The sequence below is a fragment of the Dyadobacter sp. CY261 genome (assembly GCF_021440085.1).
Classification (GTDB): domain Bacteria; phylum Bacteroidota; class Bacteroidia; order Cytophagales; family Spirosomataceae; genus Dyadobacter.
The window spans coordinates 284,708-306,931 of the sequence record NZ_JAKCPW010000010.1 but is presented as its reverse complement, the minus strand read 5'-3'; the positions used below and the strand labels follow the sequence as shown (position 1 = coordinate 306,931).

The window sequence follows — 22,224 nt, the reverse complement described above, 5'->3', positions numbered from 1 at the left end:
CCTCATGAAAATTTTCCTTCTCTCCCTGCTTATTGCAATCGCGGCGTATCTGGTTGCAGCCGGGGGATATTTTCTGATCACGAAATTGTCGTCCAACACCCACGACAAGTCCATGGAAGCGAGTGTGACCACAGCCTTTGTGCTTGGCCCCATTGCAGCCATTTTTGCATTTATTGTAGCGTTTCTGATGTTAAGGGCAAGTTGAGCCGTTTTGCCAGCCGGGTCAGGTCTTCGGGTGGCATTTTCCCCCACAAATGGTGCTGGTGCAGCTGATATTTCACCCTGTCGGCGATTGTAGAACCTCCGGGTGTCCTGTAACCGGCGTCGGCACCATAGTCTAGCAGCATTTCGCATATGGTCCAAAGCTCCATATCGGCAGCGGTCATTAATATCGACGATTCGATCGTAAGGTCGTCCTGTTTGGGGACATTTGCATTGGGATCGGCCCCATGTTCGAGGAGCATCCGCACTCTTTCCATTTTCAACGGCCGGGCAGGTTCAGAATTTTCACCGCAAACGGCCAGAAACAGAATGGGGTGTTGGGTTCTGGCTTCCCGAGCGCCGGCATCGGCTCCGTTTTCAAGGAACCATTTTAGCAGGGATGGGGAATATTCCAGTATGCGGAAATGGGTAGGGGTGTGCGCAGGATCGCCGTTGTCGATCTTTGCACCGCTTTTCAGTAGTATTTCAAAACATTCGACCATTTTCGCGGGGTCTGCGTTCAACCCTTGTTTAGCTGCGAAATCGAACAGGGTGATCTGCTCCCGGCCTGTCTTATTCAGCTCCGCTTCCGACTGTTCAAGGTCTGTACGTAGTTTTTGGTTGTCAAGGACGGCGATATCGGCAGCCAGTTTTTGCAGGTTCTTATCTCTAAAATAATACGAACCATTTTCCTGCGCAGCGTCCTCCCGTGCCCAAATCCCCTGTCGGACCTTACTTACAATCGGAGTGGCTATGAGCATCAAAGTGCCCATGACCACCGGAGCAATGCAAAGCACCAGCACCATGACCCGCGTAAACTGAAAGGGCAGCAGGTTAATGACCGCGAGAATGCCTAGCGGCACAAAAAGCAACATGACATAGCCACTGGCCATGCGGTTATCGGACGTGCCTGTCCGGCCGAAAAGCAGCAGTCCGACGAGGATCGCAGCGTAGAGCGCGAGCAGGCACCAACTGGCGAGGGTAATTGTTTTCATACCCCAAAATTAACCAGTCGGTATCGCGCCTAGCGATTTGTAAATCAGTTTCTTATTTAGCGGCTCAGTGCCTTCGCCGCTATTGCGCGGCAATATACTGATCGAGTAGCGCCTTCACAGGATGGTAATAAATCTCGGCCCGACGGCTTGGGCGGATGTCCCAGCCGCGGTCGTAATTGACGATGCAGGCGCCGATGAAATTGTTGGTGGCTTTCCTGACGGCCGGGTCCCAGATCGACAGTTTGGAGATCCGGCCCCTGTCCATGCCTGTTTTGGCAGGCGTTTTGAGGATTAGTGCCGAGAATTCGTATTGGTTTACAGTACCCGACACCCACACCGCACCTTCGATCTGTGGATCGTTGCTTTGATCTTTTACTTTTGTCCGGATCTGGGCCTGGCTTTTGGCCGGTACGTCCGTCTTTTTGTTTTTCAAATAAGCGTCGATCGCCCGCATGGCATGTTCCGCCGGGTCGACTCCGTCGAACTCACTGAGTTCATATAATTTTTTAACTTGAAAATCAGTCAGTTGTATGTGTTTTCGATAGACTTTTTGCTTTACCATATCCCTTCTTAGTAGCGTCTATTCCAAACATACGCAGCTTCCCGGCAGGATTCAATGGGTGAAGTACTTTTTGTGCGTTATGGATAGAAATTTGGATTTATACCGATTCTTGATAAGCCGGTCGGGTTGTCAATCCACCAATCCGAGGTCGGAGCGCACCGCTTCGTAGTCCGTCCAGTCAACCTTTTTTATCCGTCCACCGGCATCAGGTGGGACGATGATCCAGCGGAATTCAAGATCGAAATCGATGGGTTCTTTCCGGGGCTCGAAAAAAGTGAGATCGAAGTTGATCCTTCCCTGGTTGTTGAGAAATTCCATGTAAAAGCCCAGGCTGAGTTCATTGGTTACCGATGGCAGGGGGAAGACAATGTTTTCTCTTCCAAAGTTGCGGTAGTAGGCCATTACAAGGCTACTGTCGAGCATCTTGCGGTTAAGTCGTGTGTCGGTCACAGATACCAGGTAATACGTACAATCGCGGTTGGCGACCCAGGCCGAGTCCGGGACTTTGGTCCACGGGGAAGCGATCACATTGGCATTGCCAGGTTTTCCCTGGATGCCTTGCGTACCCTGGGCTCCTTGTGGCCCGGCCGGCCCCGCAGGACCCGTCTCGCCATCGGGGCCTTCACAAGAGATAGTAAATAGAATGCTGCAGAAGAAGAGCAAAATCAGACTGATACGGATGGAGAGATGCTTTTTCATGAGTGTGATAAGTGAGGGGTGATAATGCAGGAAATTGCAATGAGGTTACATATAAATATACCAATAAATATTTGTATAATTTCTTATAAACGGTTATATTTTCTTTGCTTTCCCGCCTCCTACCGAGAGACCCGAATCCGTATCATCAACCTTCATACCTCTCTATCATGAAAGCACCTTTATACCTCGTATTGCCATGCATGTTGTGCGCCGCTGCTGCGACCGCGCAGAACCCCGTATTGACCCGCGGCCCTTATTTGCAGATGGCCACTCCAGAGCAGAATGAAATAGGAAAACCTTATGTATCAGCGGGTATAACCATTCGCTGGCGAACGGAGCTGGCTTCGAAAGGACTCGTGATGTATTCCACCGATCCTGATTTTCGTACCAACGCAGTTGTGAAGGAACCAGCAGCCGTTAAAGACCATTCGGTACGGTTGACCGGCCTGAAATCCGACACCCGCTACTACTATTCGGTGGAAGCTTATGATCCGTTCTGGAAAATCGAGTCCACGGAAGAGCATTACTTTACCACACCGCCTGCCAAGGGCGTCCAGAAGAAGACGAAAATCTGGGTACTTGGCGATTTCGGCACCGACCCGCCTACTGTATTCAATTCCCGGCAGGACAGCACGATAGACGCCATGAAAGAGTATATGCGGCTCAATAACACGGGGCCAATGGATTTGTGGCTTTGGCTCGGTGACAACGCTTACGACATTGGGTCCGATACGGATTTCCAGCGGAACGTTTTTGACAAAACCAGGGCCCGGTACGATTGGGCTTTCCGGCAAACGCCTTTTTATGCCACACCCGGCAACCACGATTATCGCGATGGTGGGGAACCCAGCCGGCTATCGCACCAAATACACTATTTCTCCATCGTGGACAACTTTAAGAATGGGGAGGCCGGCGGTGTGCCGTCTGGCAAGGAGGAGTACTATTCTTACGATTATAGCAATATCCATTTCGTGAGCCTGGACAGCTACGGTTTCGAAAAGGCCGGTGACAATGATTACAGCATTTTAGCACCCAAAACTGTGCAGTACCGCTGGTTAAAGGCCGATTTGCAACAGGCGCGTGCAAATCCTGCCATTAACTGGATCATTGTGTATACACACATGCCCCCATATACGGGCGGAACGCATAATTCGGATACCGAGGATCAGCTGATTGCCATTCGACAAAATCTGGTGCCGTTACTGGACTCCAACAAGGTAGATCTCCTGATGACCGGCCACAGCCACAACTACGAGCGGTCGAGGCTGATGCGCGGGCATTACGGGCTGTCTAACACATTCCGGAAAGCGATCCATAATCCGATGGATGGCAGCAATGCCAAATCCAGCGGAAAATACGATGGTACGGCCAATTCCTGTTTTTACTACAAAACCAGCGCGGCTGTGACGAACGAGGGCATTATTCATATAGTTAACGGCGGCGGCGGGCGAGGGGAGTATTTTACGCGTAACCGTCCCTTGATCGATTCGGTGATGTACATGTCTTCGACGACGGGTGGTTCCATGTATATCGAAGTTGAGAACAAGAAGCTTACCGCCAGATATATCGGTACTAACAAGAAGGTCGTCGATCAGTTCGTAATTTATAAAGACCTGGATAATTTCACAGTACCAGCCACGGAAGGGACAGCCAAAACCGCCGTGTGCGAATGCACGGAAGATCTGGGGGGCAACCTGAGCTTTACGCATTATCTGGACAGCAAAGCAAACGTGCTGTTGTCCATTAATAAACACGGCACGAACATTGGCAAAACCGGTGTGGCCCCTTTTGAAGTCAAACTGGATGGTGCTGCGGGGCGGACGAACGTCGGGGCCTTTTACCCGTCCAATTATGTAAGAGCTGTCCAAACGAGGACTTTCAGTTCGGGTTGGAGGGTTATGAACCGCTTCTGGTCTGTCAAGCCGGCCGTCGAGCTCCCGGCAGGCAGCCAGGTTACTGTAAGGCATTATTTTAAATCCGCCGACGTAGCGGCACTCAGTTCCACGGACGTCAACGACCAGTTGCATGGACAGATGCTGAAGTTTTACAAAGTGAACCAAACGGCGGCCACTTACAACCTCGATCCACGCAGCGGAAGCCATGCCGCCATGTCGGGAGCGACTGCGTATAACAGGGATGGCATTTGGGTTTATGACGGAGCCTTCGTGGCGACGCCCACGCAATGGCAAAGCGGCTTCATAGGGAAAACCTATACATTGAAAACGGATTCCTATTACGGCGAAATGGTAGTAGGTAAACTGAGTGGCGGCGGCGGGATCGGCGGACAGGCGAGTTGGACGAGCCCGCGCGGTTCCGTGACGATCTTAAGGGCGGGCGACATGTGGCATTACCTCGCCAAAGGCACGGCCCCGGCGAAAGGAACCTACACCTGGAAAGACGCCAATTTTAGCGTAGACCGCTATTACGACCTCTCGGCCTGGGAGGAGGGAAACGCACCGTTTGGCTATTCTACTAATGGTGAGGATGGCGAAAAACGGATTATACCCGCCTGCCAGGCCGAGCTGAATTGTTATGAAGCCGACGAGGACGAAGCGCATTTCATTCCCGGCTGTCTGACCGGCCCTTGTGCTTCGAAATGGATCACGTCGTATTACCGCAATGCGATGTTCAATTACTGGGGAGCCGATCCGTTCTATAAATCTGTGATAATCCATTACAGGCGCGATGATGGCGTCATTATTTACATCAATGGTAAGGAACTACTCCCGCGCGACCCGAATATGCCTGCTACCACCATTACAGATGCGACGACAGCCAACAACGCGGCGTCCCCGGAACATCAGTGGCATACGATTGTAGTGCCGAATGATAACCAGTATTTTAGGTACGGATTGAACATTATCGCTGTAGAATTACATCAGAACAACGACACGAGTTCGGACGCATATTTCGATATGGAAATTGTACTTAGTCCGGATGTGCTCACCTCGCCCGCACGAATGGGAATTGCCGAGGAATCACCGCAGGAGCCGGTGGCGACCTTATATCCGAACCCTTCGGATGGCAGAAAGGTATACTTTAATGTACCGCTGATTTATGACAAGTTTCAGATTACAGATGAGAAGGGGATTGTATACCGGCGCGAGGAAACACCGGGCAATTTGAGCGAACTGGACATATCCGCCCTGCCGGCGGGTATTACGATGCTTAGCAGCTGGAACGGTGGTAAGGTGGTGACGTACAAAATCTTAAAAAAATAGCCAAAGCTGGCTCGTACAGGGGCTGAGAGGTTAAAAGGTGTGTTGCCCGGGAAAAATGCCGGGTGGTACACCTTTTTCTATGATGTTATTCGAATAGTGCAATAATTATTTCGTTTTGTTTTTAATTTTCTACTAAAAATAAATAATCGAAATTGTGTCTACTTCACACTAATGGGCCATCAAGTAGAAGTTATACTATCCATTGCAAACGTTCCCGGTATCGTGTGCAGAAAAAAATCTAGGCAAATGTTTGGCAAGAATATGACATGTAAATAGACTTGATCGTGGTTTCGATTGGACTTTATCAATGAAATCCGGCGATTGTATTGAAATAGTTATATTCTAAATGACCCAATTACATGAAAAGAGGACTTCTACTCATCTTCACTCTGTGTCTGGTAGCTTTTGCTGCACAGGCACAGAACCGCGTACTGAAAGGCGTTGTGATCGATGACGTTTCGAAGGAACCGATGCCCGGGGTTTCGATCCTGCTTTCGGGCACTACTACCGGAACGGCCACTGATGCAGAAGGGAAATTTGTTTTGAATGTGCCCGAAAATGGCGGCACAGTGATTGTCAGCTACGTGGGGTTTGTGAAACAGACGATCGACGTTGCCAACCGGGGCTCGCTCACGGTGGTGCTCGAACAGGATGTGAAGGCATTGGAAGATGTGGTGGTGGTAGGTTATGGCGAGCAGAAACGTTCACATCTCACAGGCGCTGTGGCTACCGTTAGGATGAAGGATGTAGACGAACTGCCGGTGGGTGATATCTCTTCCGCATTGGCCGGAAAACTTCCCGGCGTCAACATCAGTGGCGGTACAGCGCGGCCAGGTACACCTGCCTCTATCGTAATCAGGAACCCGACGAAGGCATCCAAAGACGGAGGCAGCAATTCGCCGCTGTACATTATCGACGATGTGATCCGTTCCGAAGCCGATTTCCAGTTACTGGATGCCTCCGAAATCGAGAACCTTTCGATCCTGAAAGACGGTGCTGCAGCCGTGTACGGAGCGCGGGCGGCTTTGGGTGTGGTGGTGGTCAGGACAAAGCGCGGGAAAGCGGGCAAACCCACTGTCAACTACACGACCACAGTGGGCGTTTCGGATGCTTCTTATAAATCCAAAATGATGAATGGCAGCCAGTTGGCGACTTATCTGAACGATTTCAACCGCAGTCGCGGACTCGCACCGACTGATCCCGAATACTATTCGCCGGATGAGCTCGAATATTTCAAAAACAACAATCATAACTGGTTCGATATGGCCTGGAAACCTTCGCTGAATACGCGCCATGCGGTGAATATCAGCGGTGGTACCGAGCGGGCGACTTTCTTTGCAGGTGCCACTTATTTTTATCAGAATGGGAACGTCGACAATATCACCTACAAGAAATGGAATTTCCGCGCGAGTACGGATGTGAATGTGACGAAGCATATTAAAGTAGGTCTGGGCGTGAGCGGCAACCTGTCCGACAACAAGCTGTTTTACCTCAAACAAGGTGGTGAGAATGCCGAAAAGGACGTAACCAACCTGCTTAATACACCCCAGTTCATCCCGCCTTATGTGGACGGTCTGCCGGTGCTCTTGCCGGGTGGATCCGGGACGACGGGTTTCCATTTCTCCGAAGCCCAGAAGCTGAACAACTACACCCGGGCGCGCAATGTGGTGCTCAATGTGAATGCTTACCTCGAATACAATGTGCCGTTTATAAAAGGCCTGAAACTGCGTACGGTTTACAACAAAAACCTGGGCAACGACTGGGGCAAGCAGTTTGGGACTTATTATAAGACCTATGGTTTTTCGATGCTGGGTGATAACAAACACATTTACGGAGGCACGCCCAATGCGCCCACGCGCCTGAACAACGGCGACCGCCTGCGCTTCAACCCCGGTTATACCGACGGCTACCAACTGAACTTCAATCTGAGCTACGCACGCGATTTCGGGCGGCATTCGGTGAGCGCGCTGGCGCTCGTGGAGCAGTCGGAGATTTATACCGAAAGCATTGCCACGATGAAGGAAGGTATTTTTGAAGGCGGTAACGATTACCTGATGTCGGCTTTCGGAGCAAAGGATATTGGTCCTAATGCGGCGAATGAAAGCGGCATCCTTTCCTATGTGGGCCGTTTGAATTATAGCTTCGCGGACCGCTACCTGTTTGAGGTTTCGTTCCGTCGGGATGCTTCCACCAAGTTTGCACCCGAATATCGCTGGGGCACATTCCCACAGCTCTCGGCAGGGTGGGTGATGTCCGAAGAACGCTTTTTCCGTGAAAAATTACCTTTCATCAACAACCTGAAACTACGCGCCTCGATCGGTTTCCTCGGTGGCGACCGCACTGCCGCCTGGCAATGGCTCCAACGCTACACCCCCCAAGCTTCCAATGGTGCGGTATTTGGCGGCAACAGCGACCGTACGGTGGGTATCAAGCTCGAAAAGCTGCCCAACTATTACGGGCGCTGGGATGATGTTACGAAAAAGAACGTCGGTATCGATGCGGCTTTCCTGAACAACCGTTTGTCGACGACCATCGATGCGTACCACGATCATGGGTATAACCTGCTGACGACACTCGCTTCGTCGGTTCCGCTCACAATCGGCTCGGTCATGCCAGCTGAGAACTATGAGACCGTGAACTCGTTCGGGCTGGAATTTGCGACCGGCTGGAGTGACCGCATTGGTAAGAATCTTGACTACAACGTCGGCGCATTCCTCGCGTGGAGCGACAATAAGAACATTCTTGTGGATGTAGCTGCCACCAACCGTAATACCTGGCTCGATCCGACGGGCCAGTCCAGCGACCGGGGTTTGCAGGGGTATCGCTACCAGGGCATGTTCCGCTCGCAGGAGGAGGTGGACCGTTACCTCGAAAAGAACCCCGATTACACCATCATGGGTTACGCGCCCAAGCCGGGTATGCTCTATTATCAGGATTTGCGCGGACCGCGCCAGACCGACGGAAGCTATGCGGCACCCGATGGCAAGATTACCGAAGACGACCAGGAATTTCTGACAAAAAAGGAAAACAACCATTATACTTTCGGCCTTTCGTTCGGATTTGGGTTTAAAGGATTTAAGGTAGATGTGGTGACGGCGGGCTCATTCGGCGGGCAGGGTATTGTGGACGGCGACGCGCGTAAAAAGGCCGCGAAAGACATTTCCCGCCCGGTTTTCTGGGCAGATCATTACACTGCCGAAAACCCGGGAGCGAAGTATCCCGATCCTTACTATGAAGAAACCTATTCGATCGTTTCCTCATTCTGGTTCCGCAATGCATTCGCATTCAATATGCGCAGCCTGAATGTATCTTATCAGCTGAATCAGAATGTGGCTAAAAAACTGGGGATCAGTTCGATGAAGATCATCGCTGTGGGTATGAACCCGTTCACTTTTGTCAACCCGTTTGACTACAAGGCTGCTTCGGGCGCCTACAATGTATACCCGCAAATGCGGACCTGGTCACTGGGATTAAACCTTTCACTTTAATTAAATCGGGATATCCATGAAAAAGCATTGGATAATAGCAGCATTGATCGGCATTGTATTGACAGGCTGCGAAAATATATTGGACAAAACAGACCTTTCCGCATTCAACGAGGAGGAGGTTTTTAACGACACGCTGCTCGCGAAAGGTTATGTGGATTATGTGTATGACCAAAATCTGCCAACCTGGCCATCGACCGATTTTCTGAAATGCACCGATGAAATTGGTGGGGAAAGCCGGTTTTTCGAAGGCACCGTGCAGGTTAATACTGTTCAGGACTTCGGGATAGGCGTAAATGCGACAAACAATTATGGTAAGATACGCTCTATCAACCAGTTCCTGGTCAAGTTGGCGTTGGGCTCATTGAGTGAGGATGTCAAAAACCGTTTGATGGCGCAGGTTACATTCTTCCGCGCCCATCGCTATTGGGACCTGGTACAACTCTACGGAGGCGTTCCAATGGTGCTTCAACCGCTTGAAGGTGTGGGCGAAGAGGCCAAAGAAGAAGCCGCGATCCCGCGCAGCAGCACGTCTGAGAGCATTGCCCTCATCGTGAAAGATCTCGATTACAGCATTGCCAACCTCCCGGGCCGGTGGGGCAACACCAACGACTGGGGCCGTATTACCAGCGGCGCGGCGGCAGGCTATAAGGGTCGCATTCTGCTGACTTTCGCCAGTCCGCAGTTCAATCCGAATGACATGCCCGAGCGCTGGCAGGCGGCTTATGATGCCAACAAAAAGGCTATCGAACTGCTTTCCGCTAACGGGTTCAAGTTACACGGCAGTTTTAGTGATCTCTGGTTTCAGGAGGTGAACAACCCCGAAGCGGTGTGGGTGACCTGCTATAACAATAAGGTCGGCGACCAGATCAATAAAAACATGACCTGGGACAACAATACCCGTCCTTCTTACCTGGGTACCGCTGGTGGCTCCAACCAGCCTACCTGGGAAATCACACAGGCGTTTGCGATGAAAAATGGCAAGCGTATCACCGAAAAGGGTTCGGGTTACGACGAAAAGCTATTTTACAAAAATCGCGACCCGCGTTTTAACCAAACTATCGCATTCAATGGTGCTACCTGGCAGATGAACGGCAATACGAACTATCGTTTGTGGACCTATTTTGTAAACAACAAAACCGTGGAGCAGAAAGCCACGACTACCGGATTTTATTGTCGCAAAGCCATTGATCCGAACCTTCCTGCGGGATCGGTCGCCAATGCAGGCACCGATTGGATCGAAATGCGCTATGCCGAGGTCATGCTCAATTTTGCCGAAGCGGCTTGTGGGGTGAACAAGTTGGATGAGGCCTACGCACAACTGACCGAGCTTCGCAAGCGGGCCGGTATCGAGCCGGGCGCGGATGGGTATTATGGTTTGGACCCTAAAATGTCACGTACGGAGATGTTTGAGGCTATTTTGCACGAAAGACAAGTCGAGCTGGCATTTGAAGGAAAGCGCTTTTACGACCTGCGCCGGTGGAAGAAATTTGAAACCGTGTTGAATGGCAAAAGCCGAAACGGGGTGACCATTAATCTGAAAACCAATGCCATTACGCCGGAAGAGTTTGCGACAAAACGCGACGGCATGAACCTCGATTCCGTTTACAAAAACTATTTTGAAATAATACCTAAAAAACTGGATACCAAATACCTGGTGAACTGGAAACCAGAATATTACTTCTTCGCACTCCCGCAGCAGGCATTGACCAATAATCCAAAATTGGAACAAAACATAGGCTGGCCATCGGGGACGTTCGACCCGTTGAAGTGATGTTCAATTTTGGTGTGAGAAAATGTACAATGTCGGTCTGAGCGCACTCGACAAATAATTACAAATCCTAAGACTTAAAATAAATATGACATCTATCCCAAAACTTTCACTCCGACTTGCATTAGCCAGCTTCCTGCTCGGCCACAGCGCATTTGCCCAATACCCGAAAATCCCTGCTGCGGCTAAAAAAACGAGCGATTCGCTGCTGGCGGAAGCTGAACGCAAGTCGGAAATCGCGTGGCAGAAAGCATTGCCTATTATCGAAGCCGAGGCAAAAAAGGGCAAGCCTTATATTCCCTGGGCGGCGCGGCCGGTGGATTTGCCGCAGTCCGACATTCCGGCGTTCCCGGGTGCGGAGGGCGGAGGTGCATTCAGTTTTGGCGGTCGCGGAGGCAAGGTGTATGTGGTGAAAAGCTTGGCAGATAGCGGTCCGGGAACATTGCGCGATGCGTGTGAGCAGGGCGGGGCGCGCATTATCGTGTTCAATGTGGCAGGCATTATCCGTCTGAAAACGCCGCTCATTATCCGCGCTCCTTACATTACGATTGCCGGCCAAACTGCGCCTGGCGACGGCGTTTGCGTGGCGGGAGAAAGTGTGTGGATCAACACCCACGACGTGGTGGTGAGGCATATGCGTTTCCGCCGGGGTGAGACTTTCGTGGGCCGTCGCGATGATTCGATTGGTGGTAACCCTGTGGGCAACATCATGATCGACCACGTTTCGGCCAGCTGGGGATTGGATGAAAACATGTCGATGTACCGGCATATGTACAACGACAGCACCGGTGTGCAAGAGCAGAAACTCCCGACCGTAAACATTACCATTCAGAACTCGATCTTCTCCGAGACACTCGATACCTGGAATCATTCATTTGGCAGCACATTAGGCGGGGAGAACTGTACGTTCATGCGGAACCTCTGGGCGAATAATGCGGGCCGCAACCCATCGATCGGTTGGTTCGGGGTATTCAATTTTGTAAACAATGTGGTGTTCAACTGGGTGCACCGCTCCATCGACGGCGGCGATTACCGCGCGATGTATAATATCGTCAATAATTACTTCAAACCGGGTCCGCAAACGCCAACGGACTCGCCGATCGGTTACCGCATTTTGAAACCGGAGGCGGGACGCAGCAAACTGAAATACCAGGTTTACGGACGTGCCTTCGTGAATGGCAACATCATGGAAGGCCACGACAAGATCACCAAAAACAACTGGGACGGCGGCGTGCAGGTGGAAGATCTGCCGAACGCAGGCAAATACACTGACAATATCAAATGGGGCGAGCCGCTGCCTATGCCACAGTTTCCGATCATGAGCGCGAAAGAATCGTTCGATTATGTGATCGCGAATGCAGGTGCCACGCTCCCAAAACGCGATCCGGTGGATGCGCGCGTGACCACACAGGTACGTACAGGAAAGATCAATCCGATCGATGGCGTAAAATTGCCGGAGAAGCAGTTTGAGCACCGTCGCCTGCCGATCGATTCTTATAAAAACGGCATTATCACCGACATTTCGCAGGTAGGAGGCTATCCCGAATATAAAGGCACGCCTTATCCCGATTCGGACGATGATGGTATGCCCAATGACTGGGAAATGAAATACGGTTTGAATCCGAAAGATCCATCAGATGCCCGGAAAGACATGAGCGGGGACGGTTATTCCAATATTGAAAAGTTCATCAACGGCATCGATCCCAAGAAGAAAATGGATTGGAAAAACCCAAAAAACAACCACGATACCCTGGCATCGCTGAAAGGTGCGCCGGGTCAAAAATAGGATTCCATTGGACAGACTGAGATACTTGGTTAAGGTGATGAAACCGGATACGGTCCTGTCTCTGGCAGGATTGTATTTTCTTTTGATGCCCATGGCCTTCTGCCAGAAAAAGCCAGGGAAGCCTTCGCCAGTTGCATTGGCCGAAGATGGCCGGTTAAATTACGCACCTGATTCGCTTGGCAATCGCATTGTCGATTTTTCGTTCGCAGGCTATATGAGCGGGTCGCTGGCGATCCCGGATGCAGCCGTCCGCGTCACCGTCCCCGCACGCGAGGGCGATGCCACGGCGCGCATTCAGGCCGCAGTCGATTACGTGGGCGATTTACCCCTGGACGTGAACGGCTTGCGGGGCACGGTGCTGCTGGGTGCTGGTATGCATCGTGTTTTGTCAGGGGTTGTCATTAGGAAGTCAGGTGTTGTTTTACGGGGCGCTGGAATGGGCGAGGGTGGCACGGTGCTACTCGGGGACGGGCGTACGCGGGAGACCATGATTCGTGTTTTGGGAGAAGATGATCTGGTATTAAAACCAAAAATGCGGGTTACAGATACTTATGTGCCTGTCAATGCGCTTTCTTTTGAAGTTGAAAATGCAAGCTTGCTCAGAGTCGGCGACCGTGTTCGCATTGTGCGGCCTTCTACGGTTGAGTGGGTCAAAAGCCTGCGAATGGAGGAGTTTGGAGGCGAAACCGGTTGGCTGGGCTGGAAACCCGGACAGCGCGATATCACCTGGGACCGGACCATAACCGCCATTTCGGGCAAGCGCATTACCATTGATGCGCCTGTTACAACCGCATTGGACACCGAGTTTGGCGGCGGGTTTGTGATTCCCTATCAATGGAATGGGCGCATTAGTCAGACAGGTGTCGAAAACCTGCGGATCGAATCTACATTTGACCAGAAGAATTTAAAAGACGAAAACCATCGCTGGATGGGCATTACCTTTGAAAATACCGAGAATGCGTGGGTGAGGCAGGTTACTTTCCGGCATCTGGCGGGATCGGCGGTGGCTGTGTATGAATCGGCTTCGAAAGTTACTGTGGAGGATTGCAAATCATTGCAACCGGTTTCTGAGATTGCGGGGCAACGGCGTAATACATTTTTTACACAAGGTGGGCAAACGCTTTTCCAACGTTGCTATGCTCAAAATGGTGTTCATGACTTTGCAACCGGCTTTTGCGCGCCGGGGCCGAATGCATTTGTACAATGCGAATCGCATTTGCCGAACGGGTTCAGCGGGGCAATGGATAGCTGGGCTTCGGGTGTGCTGTTTGATATTGTGAATGTTGATGGGCATGCCTTGACTTTCAAAAACCGGGGCCAGGACGGCCAGGGAGCAGGATGGACCGCCGCTAATTCGGTGTTCTGGCAATGCTCGGCGTCGGGGATCGAGAATTTCGCTCCGCCTGGGGCTCAGAACTTCGCATTCGGGGCGTGGGCGCAGTTTGCCGGGGATGGTTTTTGGGAGAACGTAAATGAGCATATCCAGCCGCAGAGCTTGTATTACGCGCAACTGGCCGATCGGCTGGGCAAGCCGGTTTTGGCTAAATCTTTTTTAGTACCCAAAGCAACCGAAGCGTCCAGCAGCCCGACCCTCGAACAGGCGGCTGCATTAGTCGCAGGTTCGCAACAGCCTACTATTTTGCTTACTGACTGGATCGATCAGGCCCCGCAACGCAATCCGATTCCAGTAGTTTCGGCCACTGCCAAATCCATTGATGAAATTGGTTTTACCAAAACTGACAATACAAAAATGTTACCCGCATTGGCAGTCTATAATGGCTGGTTGGTGCGTGGCAACGAGGTCGTTACCGGTAGTCGCCATGAAGTGCCCTGGTGGCGTGGGAGCATCCGTCCGCACGATGTGAATGCTGCCAAGCCACACATTACCCGCTATGTGCCGGGCCGCATCGGTAAGGGTTTTACCGATGATTTGCGATCAATGACCGATTCACTGAAAACACAGCATATCACCGTTGTAGACCATAATTATGGCCTTTGGTACGACCGCCGCCGCGACGACCACGAGCGTATCCGGCGCATCGATGGTGAAACCTGGCCACCATTTTACGAACAGCCGTTTGCCCGAAGCGGAATGGAGGCAGCCTGGGACGATCTCAGTAAATATGACCTGAAACAGTACAATGAATGGTACTGGAACCGCCTGCGCGAGTTTGTAACGCTGGCCGACCAGAAAGGCCTTTTGCTCTACCATCAAAATTATTTCCAGCACAATATCCTCGAAGCCGGTGCGCATTATGCCGATTTTCCGTGGCGCACGGCCAACAATATTAATGCGACCGGCTTCCCCGAACCTCCGCCTTATGCCGGGGACAAACGCATTTTTATGGCCGATCAGTTTTACGACATTGCTAACCCCGAAAGAAAGGCATTGCATCGGGCCTACATCCGGCAATGTCTCGACAATTTCGCAGGGCAGAGCGGCGTGATCCAGTTCATCAGCGCCGAATATACCGGCCCGCTGCATTTTGTGCGGTTCTGGCTGGACGTGATCGGAGAGTGGGAGCGCGAAAAGGGTAAAAATGCATGGGTAGCATTGAGTACGACCAAAGACGTGCAGGACGCTATTCTAGTAGATCCGAAGTCTGCCGCGCTGGTCGATATCATCGACATCCGCTACTGGCACCGCCGGGAAAACGGCACCGACTATGCGCCGGAAGGAGGCAAAAATCTAGCGCCGCGCCAGCACGCGCGCATTCAGAAAACGGGTAAGGTGTCATTCGGTTCAGTTTATGATGCTGTTTTGGAATACAAAAAAAAATACCCCGGAAAAGCGGTGCTGTACAATGCCAATGGCGCCGATCAGTACGCATGGGCGGTCTTACTGGCAGGGGGCTCGGTAAGCGCGGTTCCTGCTTTGCCGGAAGCGTTTTTGGAGGCTATCCGGGAAATGCAACCTGTGGTAGCCAGGGGCCGATATATTTTGTCTAAGGAAAGTGAAGCGCTCGTTATTTATCAGGAAAACAATGCTTCTATCGAGGCTGATCTGACGCGATTTGCCGGGACTTATTATTTGCAACGCATCAACGCACGCAGCGGCGCTATTTTGGGCAAAACTGAAAAGATAAAAGGAGGGAAAGTAATCGCATTGCCGAACAAAAACGGAGAGTCGGATCCGGTAATTTATTGGTTTTCAAAAAAGTGATGAGGTATTTAAAAACAGGATTTGGGATGATATGCATCGCCCTGGCGGGGCTGACGGGCTGCGCGCGCAAGGCTGTCGGCCCGGCAGTTCTGAAAGCGGAGGATTACCGGCATCATGTGGCGTATTTCAACCGGATGGAGGATGAGAATAAAGTCAATGCGATCCCGAATGCGCAGTCGTGGGATTGGATGAAGGCCAATATTCCGCTGTTCGACTGCCCGCAGGATAATTTCCGCGAAATCTATTACTACCGCTGGTGGACTTACCGCAAGCACATTCACAACACGCCGCAGGGCTTTGCGATCACCGAATTTCTCGTCGACCGGAATTATGCAGACCAATACAATATGATCAGCTGCGCCCTCGGCCATCACATTTATGAAGGTCGGTGGCTGCACGATCAGCGTTATCTGAACAACAATGTGCATATCTGGTACCGCGGCAACCACGGCGGGCGTATGAAAAAGCTGCTCAATTTCAGCAGCTGGACAGCCGACGCATTGTATAATCGATACAAAGTAACTCAGGACAAGGCCTTCCTGCTCGATATGCTGCCGGACTTGGATTCGGAATACAAAGCATGGGAGAAAGACCGGCGTACGGAGAGTGGTCTCTTCTGGCAAACCGATGTAAAAGACGGCATGGAAGAGTCGCTGAGCGGTGGGCGTCGGGAACAGAATGCGCGTCCTACGATCAATAGTTATATGTATGGTAACGCGAAGGCGCTTTCCGCGATTGCTGCATTGAAAGGCGACCAGGCGCTGGCTGGGCTTTATGATAGCAAGGCGGATACGTTGAAATGGCTGATTGACAATAAATTATGGCATGCCGATAGTGCTTTTTTTGAAACAGTAAAGAAACGTGGGAAAGGGCCTTTTGCCGGCGTGCGCGAGGCGATCGGGCTTATTCCATGGTATTTTGATCTGGCAGAAGAAAAACACGACGGTGCCTGGAAGCAGGTGTCGGATCACACCGGCTTTAATGCGCCATTCGGCCTCACTACCGCCGAGCGCCGCCATCCGGAGTTCCGTACGCACGGCTGCTGCCAATGCGAATGGGACGGTGCAGTATGGCCGTTTGCCACTGCACAGACATTGACCGGCCTCGCCAACCGCCTTAATGCGCCGAAGCCGGAAGTAGTGGCGGATACGGTTTATTTTAGTTTGCTGGAAAAATATGTGGAGTCGCAATATTATCGCGGAAAGCCCTATATCGGTGAGTATCTGGACGAAAAGACCGGCTACTGGCTTAAAGGCGATCAGGAGCGCAGCCGTTACTACAACCATTCGACATTCAATGATCTCATTATCACCGGTCTGGTGGGTCTGCGCCCACGTGCGGATGAAGTAATCGAAGTAAACCCGCTCATTCCGGAAAGTCAATGGGACTGGTTTTGTCTTGACGACGTCCATTACCATGGCAAGCGCCTCACCATTATTTGGGACCGCGACGGCAGCCATTATAAAAAGGGCAAAGGCCTTCAAGTGCTGGTTAATGGCCAAAAAGCGGGCTCGTCCGACCAAATTTCAAGAATTTTAATTAACCCATAAACCCTGCATTGCAGCTTTAACCAAACATTACAATGCAAAGAACCCGATTAATGCGAAAAACACTGTTTACATGGCTTGTTAGCGGAGCGCTGGGCCTGCTGGCCCTCTCTACTTCCGCCCAGAATTTTAAGGACGGCATTACCGTTGATGAATTCATTTTTGAAACGGCGCCTTTCCCTGAAAGTCACGCCTCGACAATCGCTGAAACACCAGCCGGGCTTGTGACAGCCTGGTTTGGCGGCACCAAAGAGCGTAATCCGGACGTGGGCATTTGGGTTAGCCGCCTCGAAAACGGCAAATGGACAGCGCCAGTGGAAGTTGCGAATGGCGTTGTGAACGAGAAGCTGCGCTACGCCTGCTGGAACCCGGTTCTATATCAGATCCCCAAAGGCGACCTCATGCTTTTTTACAAAGTAGGGCCGAATGTGCCGGGTTGGAAGGGCTTTTTAATCACTTCCAAAGACAATGGGAAGACATGGTCGAAGCCAGCGGAATTGCAGGATGGATTTTTGGGACCTATAAAAAATAAACCGGTGTTACTGGCGAATGGCGAGCTTTGGTGCCCTTCGAGTACCGAGGGCGAAACCGGCTGGCGGGTGCACTTCGAAGTGACGCCCGATTTTGGAAAGACCTGGCGGAAAGTAGGGCCTTTGAACGACGGCAAGGCGATCAAAGCCATCCAGCCGAGCTTACTAACCTACGCGAATGGCGATATGCAGATACTTTGCCGTAGCCAAAGCCGCTCGATCGTCGAATCGTGGTCGAGAAACGGGGGCAAAACGTGGTCGGAAGTGGCACCATCGAGTTTACCAAACAACAACTCGGGCACTGATGCCGTCACATTGAAAGATGGTCGGCAATTGCTGGTCTATAACCATGTGAAGCCGCCTGCCGGGCAGCCCAAAGGCCCGCGCACGCCGCTTAATGTGGCGATTTCCAATGACGGCAAGAATTGGGAAGCGGTGCTGGTTCTGGAAGATTCGCCGATCAGCCAGTATTCGTATCCGTCCATTATCCAAACCTCGGATGGCATGGTGCATATCGTGTACACCTGGCGTAGGCAGCGCATCAAGCATGTGAAAATCGATCCGGCCAAGCTGAAAGGCAAGCCTATCATGGCGGAACAGTGGCCTATTTAATTTGCATTCATGAAAAGAAGAAATTTCCTGACGACCTGCGCTGCCGGAATGGTAGCGCTGCCATTATCGTCGTGGGCGGGCGGAATGCTTGCCCCGGCGAAGAATTCACGCTATAAAATCGCGGTGATCGACCTGATGATCCTGAAACGGCAGAAAATAAGCGCATTGCCGCTTGCCAACGAGATCGGGGCCGATGGCCTGGAAGTGGATATGGGCGGGCTGGGCGACCGGCCGACCTTCGACAACAAGCTCGCCGACCCGGCTGTGCGGCAGCAATACCTCGATAAAGCCAAAGAGCTGAATCTGGAAATCTGTTCGCTGGCCATGACTGGTTTTTATGCGCAATCATTCGCTAAGCGTGAAGGGGCTGAAAAAATGGTGAGCGATTGCATCGAGACCATGAAGCAAATGGGCATTAAGGTCGCATTTCTGCCGCTGGGTATTCAGGGCGATTTGGTCAAAAATCCGGAATTAAGGCCTGCCGTTGTGGAAAGGCTTAAAACCGTTGGTAAAATTGCCGAAAAAGCGGGTGTAGTTATCGGCATCGAAACCGCGTTGGATGCAAGGGGCGAGGTGGAACTACTGAAAGAAATCGGTTCAAAATCCATTCAGATCTATTTCAATTTCTCCAACCCGCTCGAAGCCGGTCGCGACCTTTGCGAGGAGTTGCGCATTTTGGGTAGGGACCGCATTTGCCAGATCCATTGTACCGATAAAGACGGTGTTTGGCTCCAAAACAACAGCCGGCTGAATATGAAAAAGGTAAAGGGCACGCTCGACAAAATGGGCTGGAAGGGCTGGCTCGTCATCGAACGCTCGAGGGATGCCAGCAAGCCGCGCGATGTGCGGGGTAATTTCGGTGCGAATACCGCTTTTATGAAAACTGTTTTTCAATCCTGACCCATCATCGCCTTGCTGATTCCCGCAATAAAAAAGAGCCTAACAATTCTGCTATGCGCCAGTTTGCTGGTGTTTACCCTTCCAGGGCCACTGGCTGCCCAATCTTTTTCGCCTTCCGTGTATAATTTGAAGTGGACTTCCCAGAGTAGGAACTCCGGTGAATCGATGCCCTGCGGTGGCGGTGATGTGGGTTTGAATGTTTGGGTTGAAAAGGGTGATTTGCTATTCTACATGTCGCGCAGCGGGGTTTTTGATGAAAACAACATTTTTCCCAAGCTTGGGCGCGTGCGTGTGCGCCTTTCGCCTAACCCATTTGAGGAGGGTGGTAGCTTTCAGCAGGAATTGAAGTTGGAGGAAGGCTTTGTGAAAATTACCGGTACAAAAGGCAAATTGAGCGCCTCGGTGAATGTTTGGGTGGATGTTTTCAGGCCGGTCGTTCATGTCGACGTGCAGGGTAGCAGCCCCGTGTCCGCACAGGCGTGGTATGAGAGCTGGCGTACTGCGCCGAGTGAGCTCACGGGCAATGCCAGAAGTGCCAGTTCTTACAAATGGGCAGCACCAAAGGTTTCCGTTTTTCCGGACAGCGTCATACAGGAGAGTAACGGCGTCTTTTTTTATCATCAAAACCGTGACTTAACCCTGTTCGACGTGATCGTGCGCCAGCAACAGCTTGATCCGATCAAATCAAAACTTTGGAACCCGTTGAAAAACCTGACTTATGGTGGCTGGATGAGCGGACGGGATATGGTTGTTGATCGAAAGGTAGTGATTGGTAAATATGCGGATGCGCCGTTTAAGGGTTTTGGATTGAAGACTAAATCGCCTTCGAAGAACATTCAGCTGAGCATTTATTTTCACACCGATCAGCAAGAGGATATTGCTGTTTGGAAAAAAGGGCTTTTGGAAACGGTTAGCAAAGCACAGCAATCGTACAAAACAGCTTTCGCGAGGACGCGGGAATGGTGGAAACAATATTGGCAGCGGAGCTATATTGCATTGAATGTCAGTAAGAAAGATAGTGCATCGCCGGTTTGGCAGGTAGGCCGTAACTACCAGCTATTTCGCTATATGCTGGGATGCAATGCCTTCGGTAACTATCCGACCAAATTCAATGGCGGTTTATTCACTTATGACCCGGTTTTTGTAGATTCTTCGTATCATTTCACCGCCGATCACCGCAACTGGGGCGGGGGAGTTTTTACGGCGCAAAATCAGCGTCTGGTGTATTGGCCGATGCTCAAAAGTGGCGATTTCGACATGATGAAGCCGCAATTCGAGTTTTATCAGCGAATCCTGGGAAATGCCGAAGCGCGTACAAAACATTACTGGGGGCATAATGGGGCTTCCTTTACCGAACAAATCGAGAACTTCGGCCTGCCGAATTACGCGGAATATGGCTCCAAACGTCCGGCGGGCTATGATCCGGGCATGGAATACAACAAATGGCTGGAATACCTTTGGGATACTTCGCTGGAATTCTGCCTGATGATCCTCGACCAGCAGCATTTTACGGGTGTGGATATTACAGAATATCTGCCGCTGATCGAAAGCTGTGTGGTTTTCTTTGATGAGCATTATCAATACCTGTCAGCTAATCGCAGCGCTGCAAAGCTCGACCAGAATGGAAAGCTGGTTTTGTTTCCGGGAAGCGCGGCGGAGACTTATAAAATGGCTTACAATCCGGTAACGACCGTTGCTGGTTTAAAAACAGTGCTGGAGAGAATGCTGGCATTGCCGCCGCAATACGGTAGTAAAGCACAACGCGGACGCTGGAACGAAATATTGACGCGCGTACCACCGCTAAGTTTCCGGGAAATGCAGGGCCATCGCACGATCGCACCCGCACAAGTCTGGGAACGTATACAGAACACCGAAATCCCTCAGCTCTATCCGGTTTTTCCCTACGGAATTTACGGAATTGGGAAGCCTGACATTGAGACGGCGATTAATACCTGGAAATATGACACCGAGGCGATCCAAAATCGCAACCACACCAGCTGGCACCAGGATAATATTTTCTGCGCAAGGCTAGGTCTTACCGAAGAAGCTGCCGCCCTGACCATCAAAAAGCTGCAAGATTCAGGACGTCGTTTCCCGGCATTCTGGGGCCCCGGCCACGATTGGGTACCAGACCACAACTGGGGCGGCTCGGGGATGATCGGCTTGCAGGAAATGCTTTTGCAGTATGTGGGAGATTCTCTTTATATTTTACCCGCATGGCCTGATGATTGGGATGTACAATTCAAGCTCCACGCGCCGAAGAATACGGTTGTTGAAGGAGAATGGAAAGCCGGGAAAATGGTGAGCCTGAAAGTGACGCCAGAAGATCGGAAAAATGATGTAATTTTCTCTAAATGAATGCGAATACAGAAAGTCGGTACGAATTGGCAACACCTCTTACGTTTGGTATGGCCTTTGGATTTTGGTAAGCCCAATAGGTAGTCCCGTTGTTGCAATGGCAGCGTTTGTCATAGGGGCTGGCCTGGGATTCTGGTTTGATAAAACGCAAAGTACTCCCGTCAAAATCGAAGATGAGGCGTCGAGGGAATGCTTTCGACGTGACGATCTGTCGGCCTGAATCGAAGATAGATCTAACATTTCTGGCACTCGGAGGTGTTGTGATCGCGTTGATTTCCGCTAAAAACATCGCGTCGAAATTCAAACTGCTCAATTCACCAGAGAATTGCACCCAAGGTCATACACTACATAAATAAATCAATATTTTTTCCTTCAAATTTAGCTTTGTTTTCGA

The 22,224-nt window shown here is 51.2% G+C and carries 14 protein-coding genes; 10 read left to right on the top strand and 4 right to left on the bottom strand.

Annotated elements, in window-relative coordinates; all coding sequences use genetic code 11:
* The first annotated feature begins 4 nt into the window (after window positions 1-4).
* Window positions 5-205, top strand: coding sequence for a hypothetical protein (locus LZD49_RS26095; protein ID WP_234670636.1), 201 nt, complete (start codon window positions 5-7; stop codon window positions 203-205).
* Here the strand turns inward: LZD49_RS26095 and LZD49_RS26090 are convergent.
* From LZD49_RS26090 to LZD49_RS26080, 3 genes are all read right to left on the bottom strand, one after another.
* Window positions 171-1,196: an ankyrin repeat domain-containing protein gene (locus LZD49_RS26090; RefSeq protein ID WP_234670635.1), complete on the bottom strand. Its 1,026-nt coding sequence runs from the start codon at window positions 1,194-1,196 to the stop codon at window positions 171-173. The genes LZD49_RS26095 and LZD49_RS26090 overlap by 35 nt on opposite strands.
* Window positions 1,197-1,275: 79 nt before the next feature.
* On the bottom strand, window positions 1,276-1,758 hold the full coding sequence (locus tag LZD49_RS26085) for a hypothetical protein (RefSeq protein WP_234670634.1): 483 nt from the start codon (window positions 1,756-1,758) through the stop codon (window positions 1,276-1,278).
* A gap of 129 nt (window positions 1,759-1,887) precedes the next feature.
* Window positions 1,888-2,457 carry a collagen-like protein gene (locus tag LZD49_RS26080; protein WP_234670633.1) on the bottom strand — a complete coding sequence of 190 codons (570 nt, stop codon included), beginning with the start codon at window positions 2,455-2,457 and terminating at the stop codon, window positions 1,888-1,890.
* 167 nt (window positions 2,458-2,624) lie between these two features.
* On the opposite strand from LZD49_RS26080, the gene LZD49_RS26075 reads away from it, so the two are divergent.
* The 9 genes from LZD49_RS26075 (at window position 2,625) to LZD49_RS26035 (ending at window position 21,830) form a co-directional block, all read left to right on the top strand.
* On the top strand, window positions 2,625-5,678 hold the full coding sequence (locus LZD49_RS26075) for a metallophosphoesterase (RefSeq protein ID WP_234670632.1): 3,054 nt from the start codon (window positions 2,625-2,627) through the stop codon (window positions 5,676-5,678).
* Between the two features lie 359 nt (window positions 5,679-6,037).
* Complete coding sequence (locus LZD49_RS26070; protein WP_234670631.1) at window positions 6,038-9,166, top strand: SusC/RagA family TonB-linked outer membrane protein; 3,129 nt, start codon at window positions 6,038-6,040, stop codon at window positions 9,164-9,166.
* 16 nt (window positions 9,167-9,182) lie between these two features.
* A complete protein-coding gene (locus LZD49_RS26065; RefSeq protein WP_234670630.1) occupies window positions 9,183-10,937 on the top strand; it encodes a RagB/SusD family nutrient uptake outer membrane protein in 1,755 nt (584 codons plus the stop codon).
* An 85-nt stretch (window positions 10,938-11,022) separates the two neighbouring features.
* Window positions 11,023-12,720: a polysaccharide lyase family 1 protein gene (locus LZD49_RS26060; protein ID WP_234670629.1), complete on the top strand. Its 1,698-nt coding sequence runs from the start codon at window positions 11,023-11,025 to the stop codon at window positions 12,718-12,720.
* Window positions 12,721-12,727: 7 nt separating this feature from the next.
* Window positions 12,728-15,883, top strand: coding sequence for a DUF6298 domain-containing protein (locus LZD49_RS26055; protein WP_234670628.1), 3,156 nt, complete (start codon window positions 12,728-12,730; stop codon window positions 15,881-15,883).
* Between the two features lie 26 nt (window positions 15,884-15,909).
* Complete coding sequence (locus LZD49_RS26050; RefSeq protein WP_234670627.1) at window positions 15,910-17,433, top strand: MGH1-like glycoside hydrolase domain-containing protein; 1,524 nt, start codon at window positions 15,910-15,912, stop codon at window positions 17,431-17,433.
* A 50-nt stretch (window positions 17,434-17,483) separates the two neighbouring features.
* Window positions 17,484-18,572, top strand: coding sequence for an exo-alpha-sialidase (locus LZD49_RS26045; RefSeq protein WP_234670684.1), 1,089 nt, complete (start codon window positions 17,484-17,486; stop codon window positions 18,570-18,572).
* 9 nt (window positions 18,573-18,581) lie between these two features.
* The gene (locus LZD49_RS26040) at window positions 18,582-19,472 is read left to right on the top strand and encodes a sugar phosphate isomerase/epimerase (RefSeq protein ID WP_234670626.1); all 891 of its coding nucleotides are present in this window, start codon (window positions 18,582-18,584) and stop codon (window positions 19,470-19,472) included.
* Window positions 19,473-19,589: 117 nt separating this feature from the next.
* Window positions 19,590-21,830 carry a DUF5703 domain-containing protein gene (locus LZD49_RS26035; protein ID WP_234670625.1) on the top strand — a complete coding sequence of 747 codons (2,241 nt, stop codon included), beginning with the start codon at window positions 19,590-19,592 and terminating at the stop codon, window positions 21,828-21,830.
* On the opposite strand, the gene LZD49_RS26030 is transcribed toward LZD49_RS26035, so the two are convergent.
* A complete protein-coding gene (locus LZD49_RS26030; protein ID WP_234670624.1) occupies window positions 21,823-22,143 on the bottom strand; it encodes a hypothetical protein in 321 nt (106 codons plus the stop codon). The two genes, LZD49_RS26035 and LZD49_RS26030, sit on opposite strands and share 8 nt — an antisense overlap.
* Between the last annotated feature and the right edge of the window lie 81 nt (window positions 22,144-22,224).

Bases quoted from the DNA above. Each gene is read 5' to 3' on its own strand.
- LZD49_RS26095 (WP_234670636.1), top strand. From the start codon at position 5: ATGAAAATTTTCCTTCTCTCCCTGCTTATTGCAATCGCGGCGTATCTG.
- LZD49_RS26090 (WP_234670635.1), bottom strand. From the start codon at position 1,196: ATGAAAACAATTACCCTCGCCAGTTGGTGCCTGCTCGCGCTCTACGCT.
- LZD49_RS26085 (WP_234670634.1), bottom strand. From the start codon at position 1,758: ATGGTAAAGCAAAAAGTCTATCGAAAACACATACAACTGACTGATTTT.
- LZD49_RS26080 (WP_234670633.1), bottom strand. From the start codon at position 2,457: ATGAAAAAGCATCTCTCCATCCGTATCAGTCTGATTTTGCTCTTCTTC.
- LZD49_RS26075 (WP_234670632.1), top strand. From the start codon at position 2,625: ATGAAAGCACCTTTATACCTCGTATTGCCATGCATGTTGTGCGCCGCT.
- LZD49_RS26070 (WP_234670631.1), top strand. From the start codon at position 6,038: ATGAAAAGAGGACTTCTACTCATCTTCACTCTGTGTCTGGTAGCTTTT.
- LZD49_RS26065 (WP_234670630.1), top strand. From the start codon at position 9,183: ATGAAAAAGCATTGGATAATAGCAGCATTGATCGGCATTGTATTGACA.
- LZD49_RS26060 (WP_234670629.1), top strand. From the start codon at position 11,023: ATGACATCTATCCCAAAACTTTCACTCCGACTTGCATTAGCCAGCTTC.
- LZD49_RS26050 (WP_234670627.1), top strand. From the start codon at position 15,910: ATGATATGCATCGCCCTGGCGGGGCTGACGGGCTGCGCGCGCAAGGCT.
- LZD49_RS26045 (WP_234670684.1), top strand. From the start codon at position 17,484: ATGCGAAAAACACTGTTTACATGGCTTGTTAGCGGAGCGCTGGGCCTG.
- LZD49_RS26040 (WP_234670626.1), top strand. From the start codon at position 18,582: ATGAAAAGAAGAAATTTCCTGACGACCTGCGCTGCCGGAATGGTAGCG.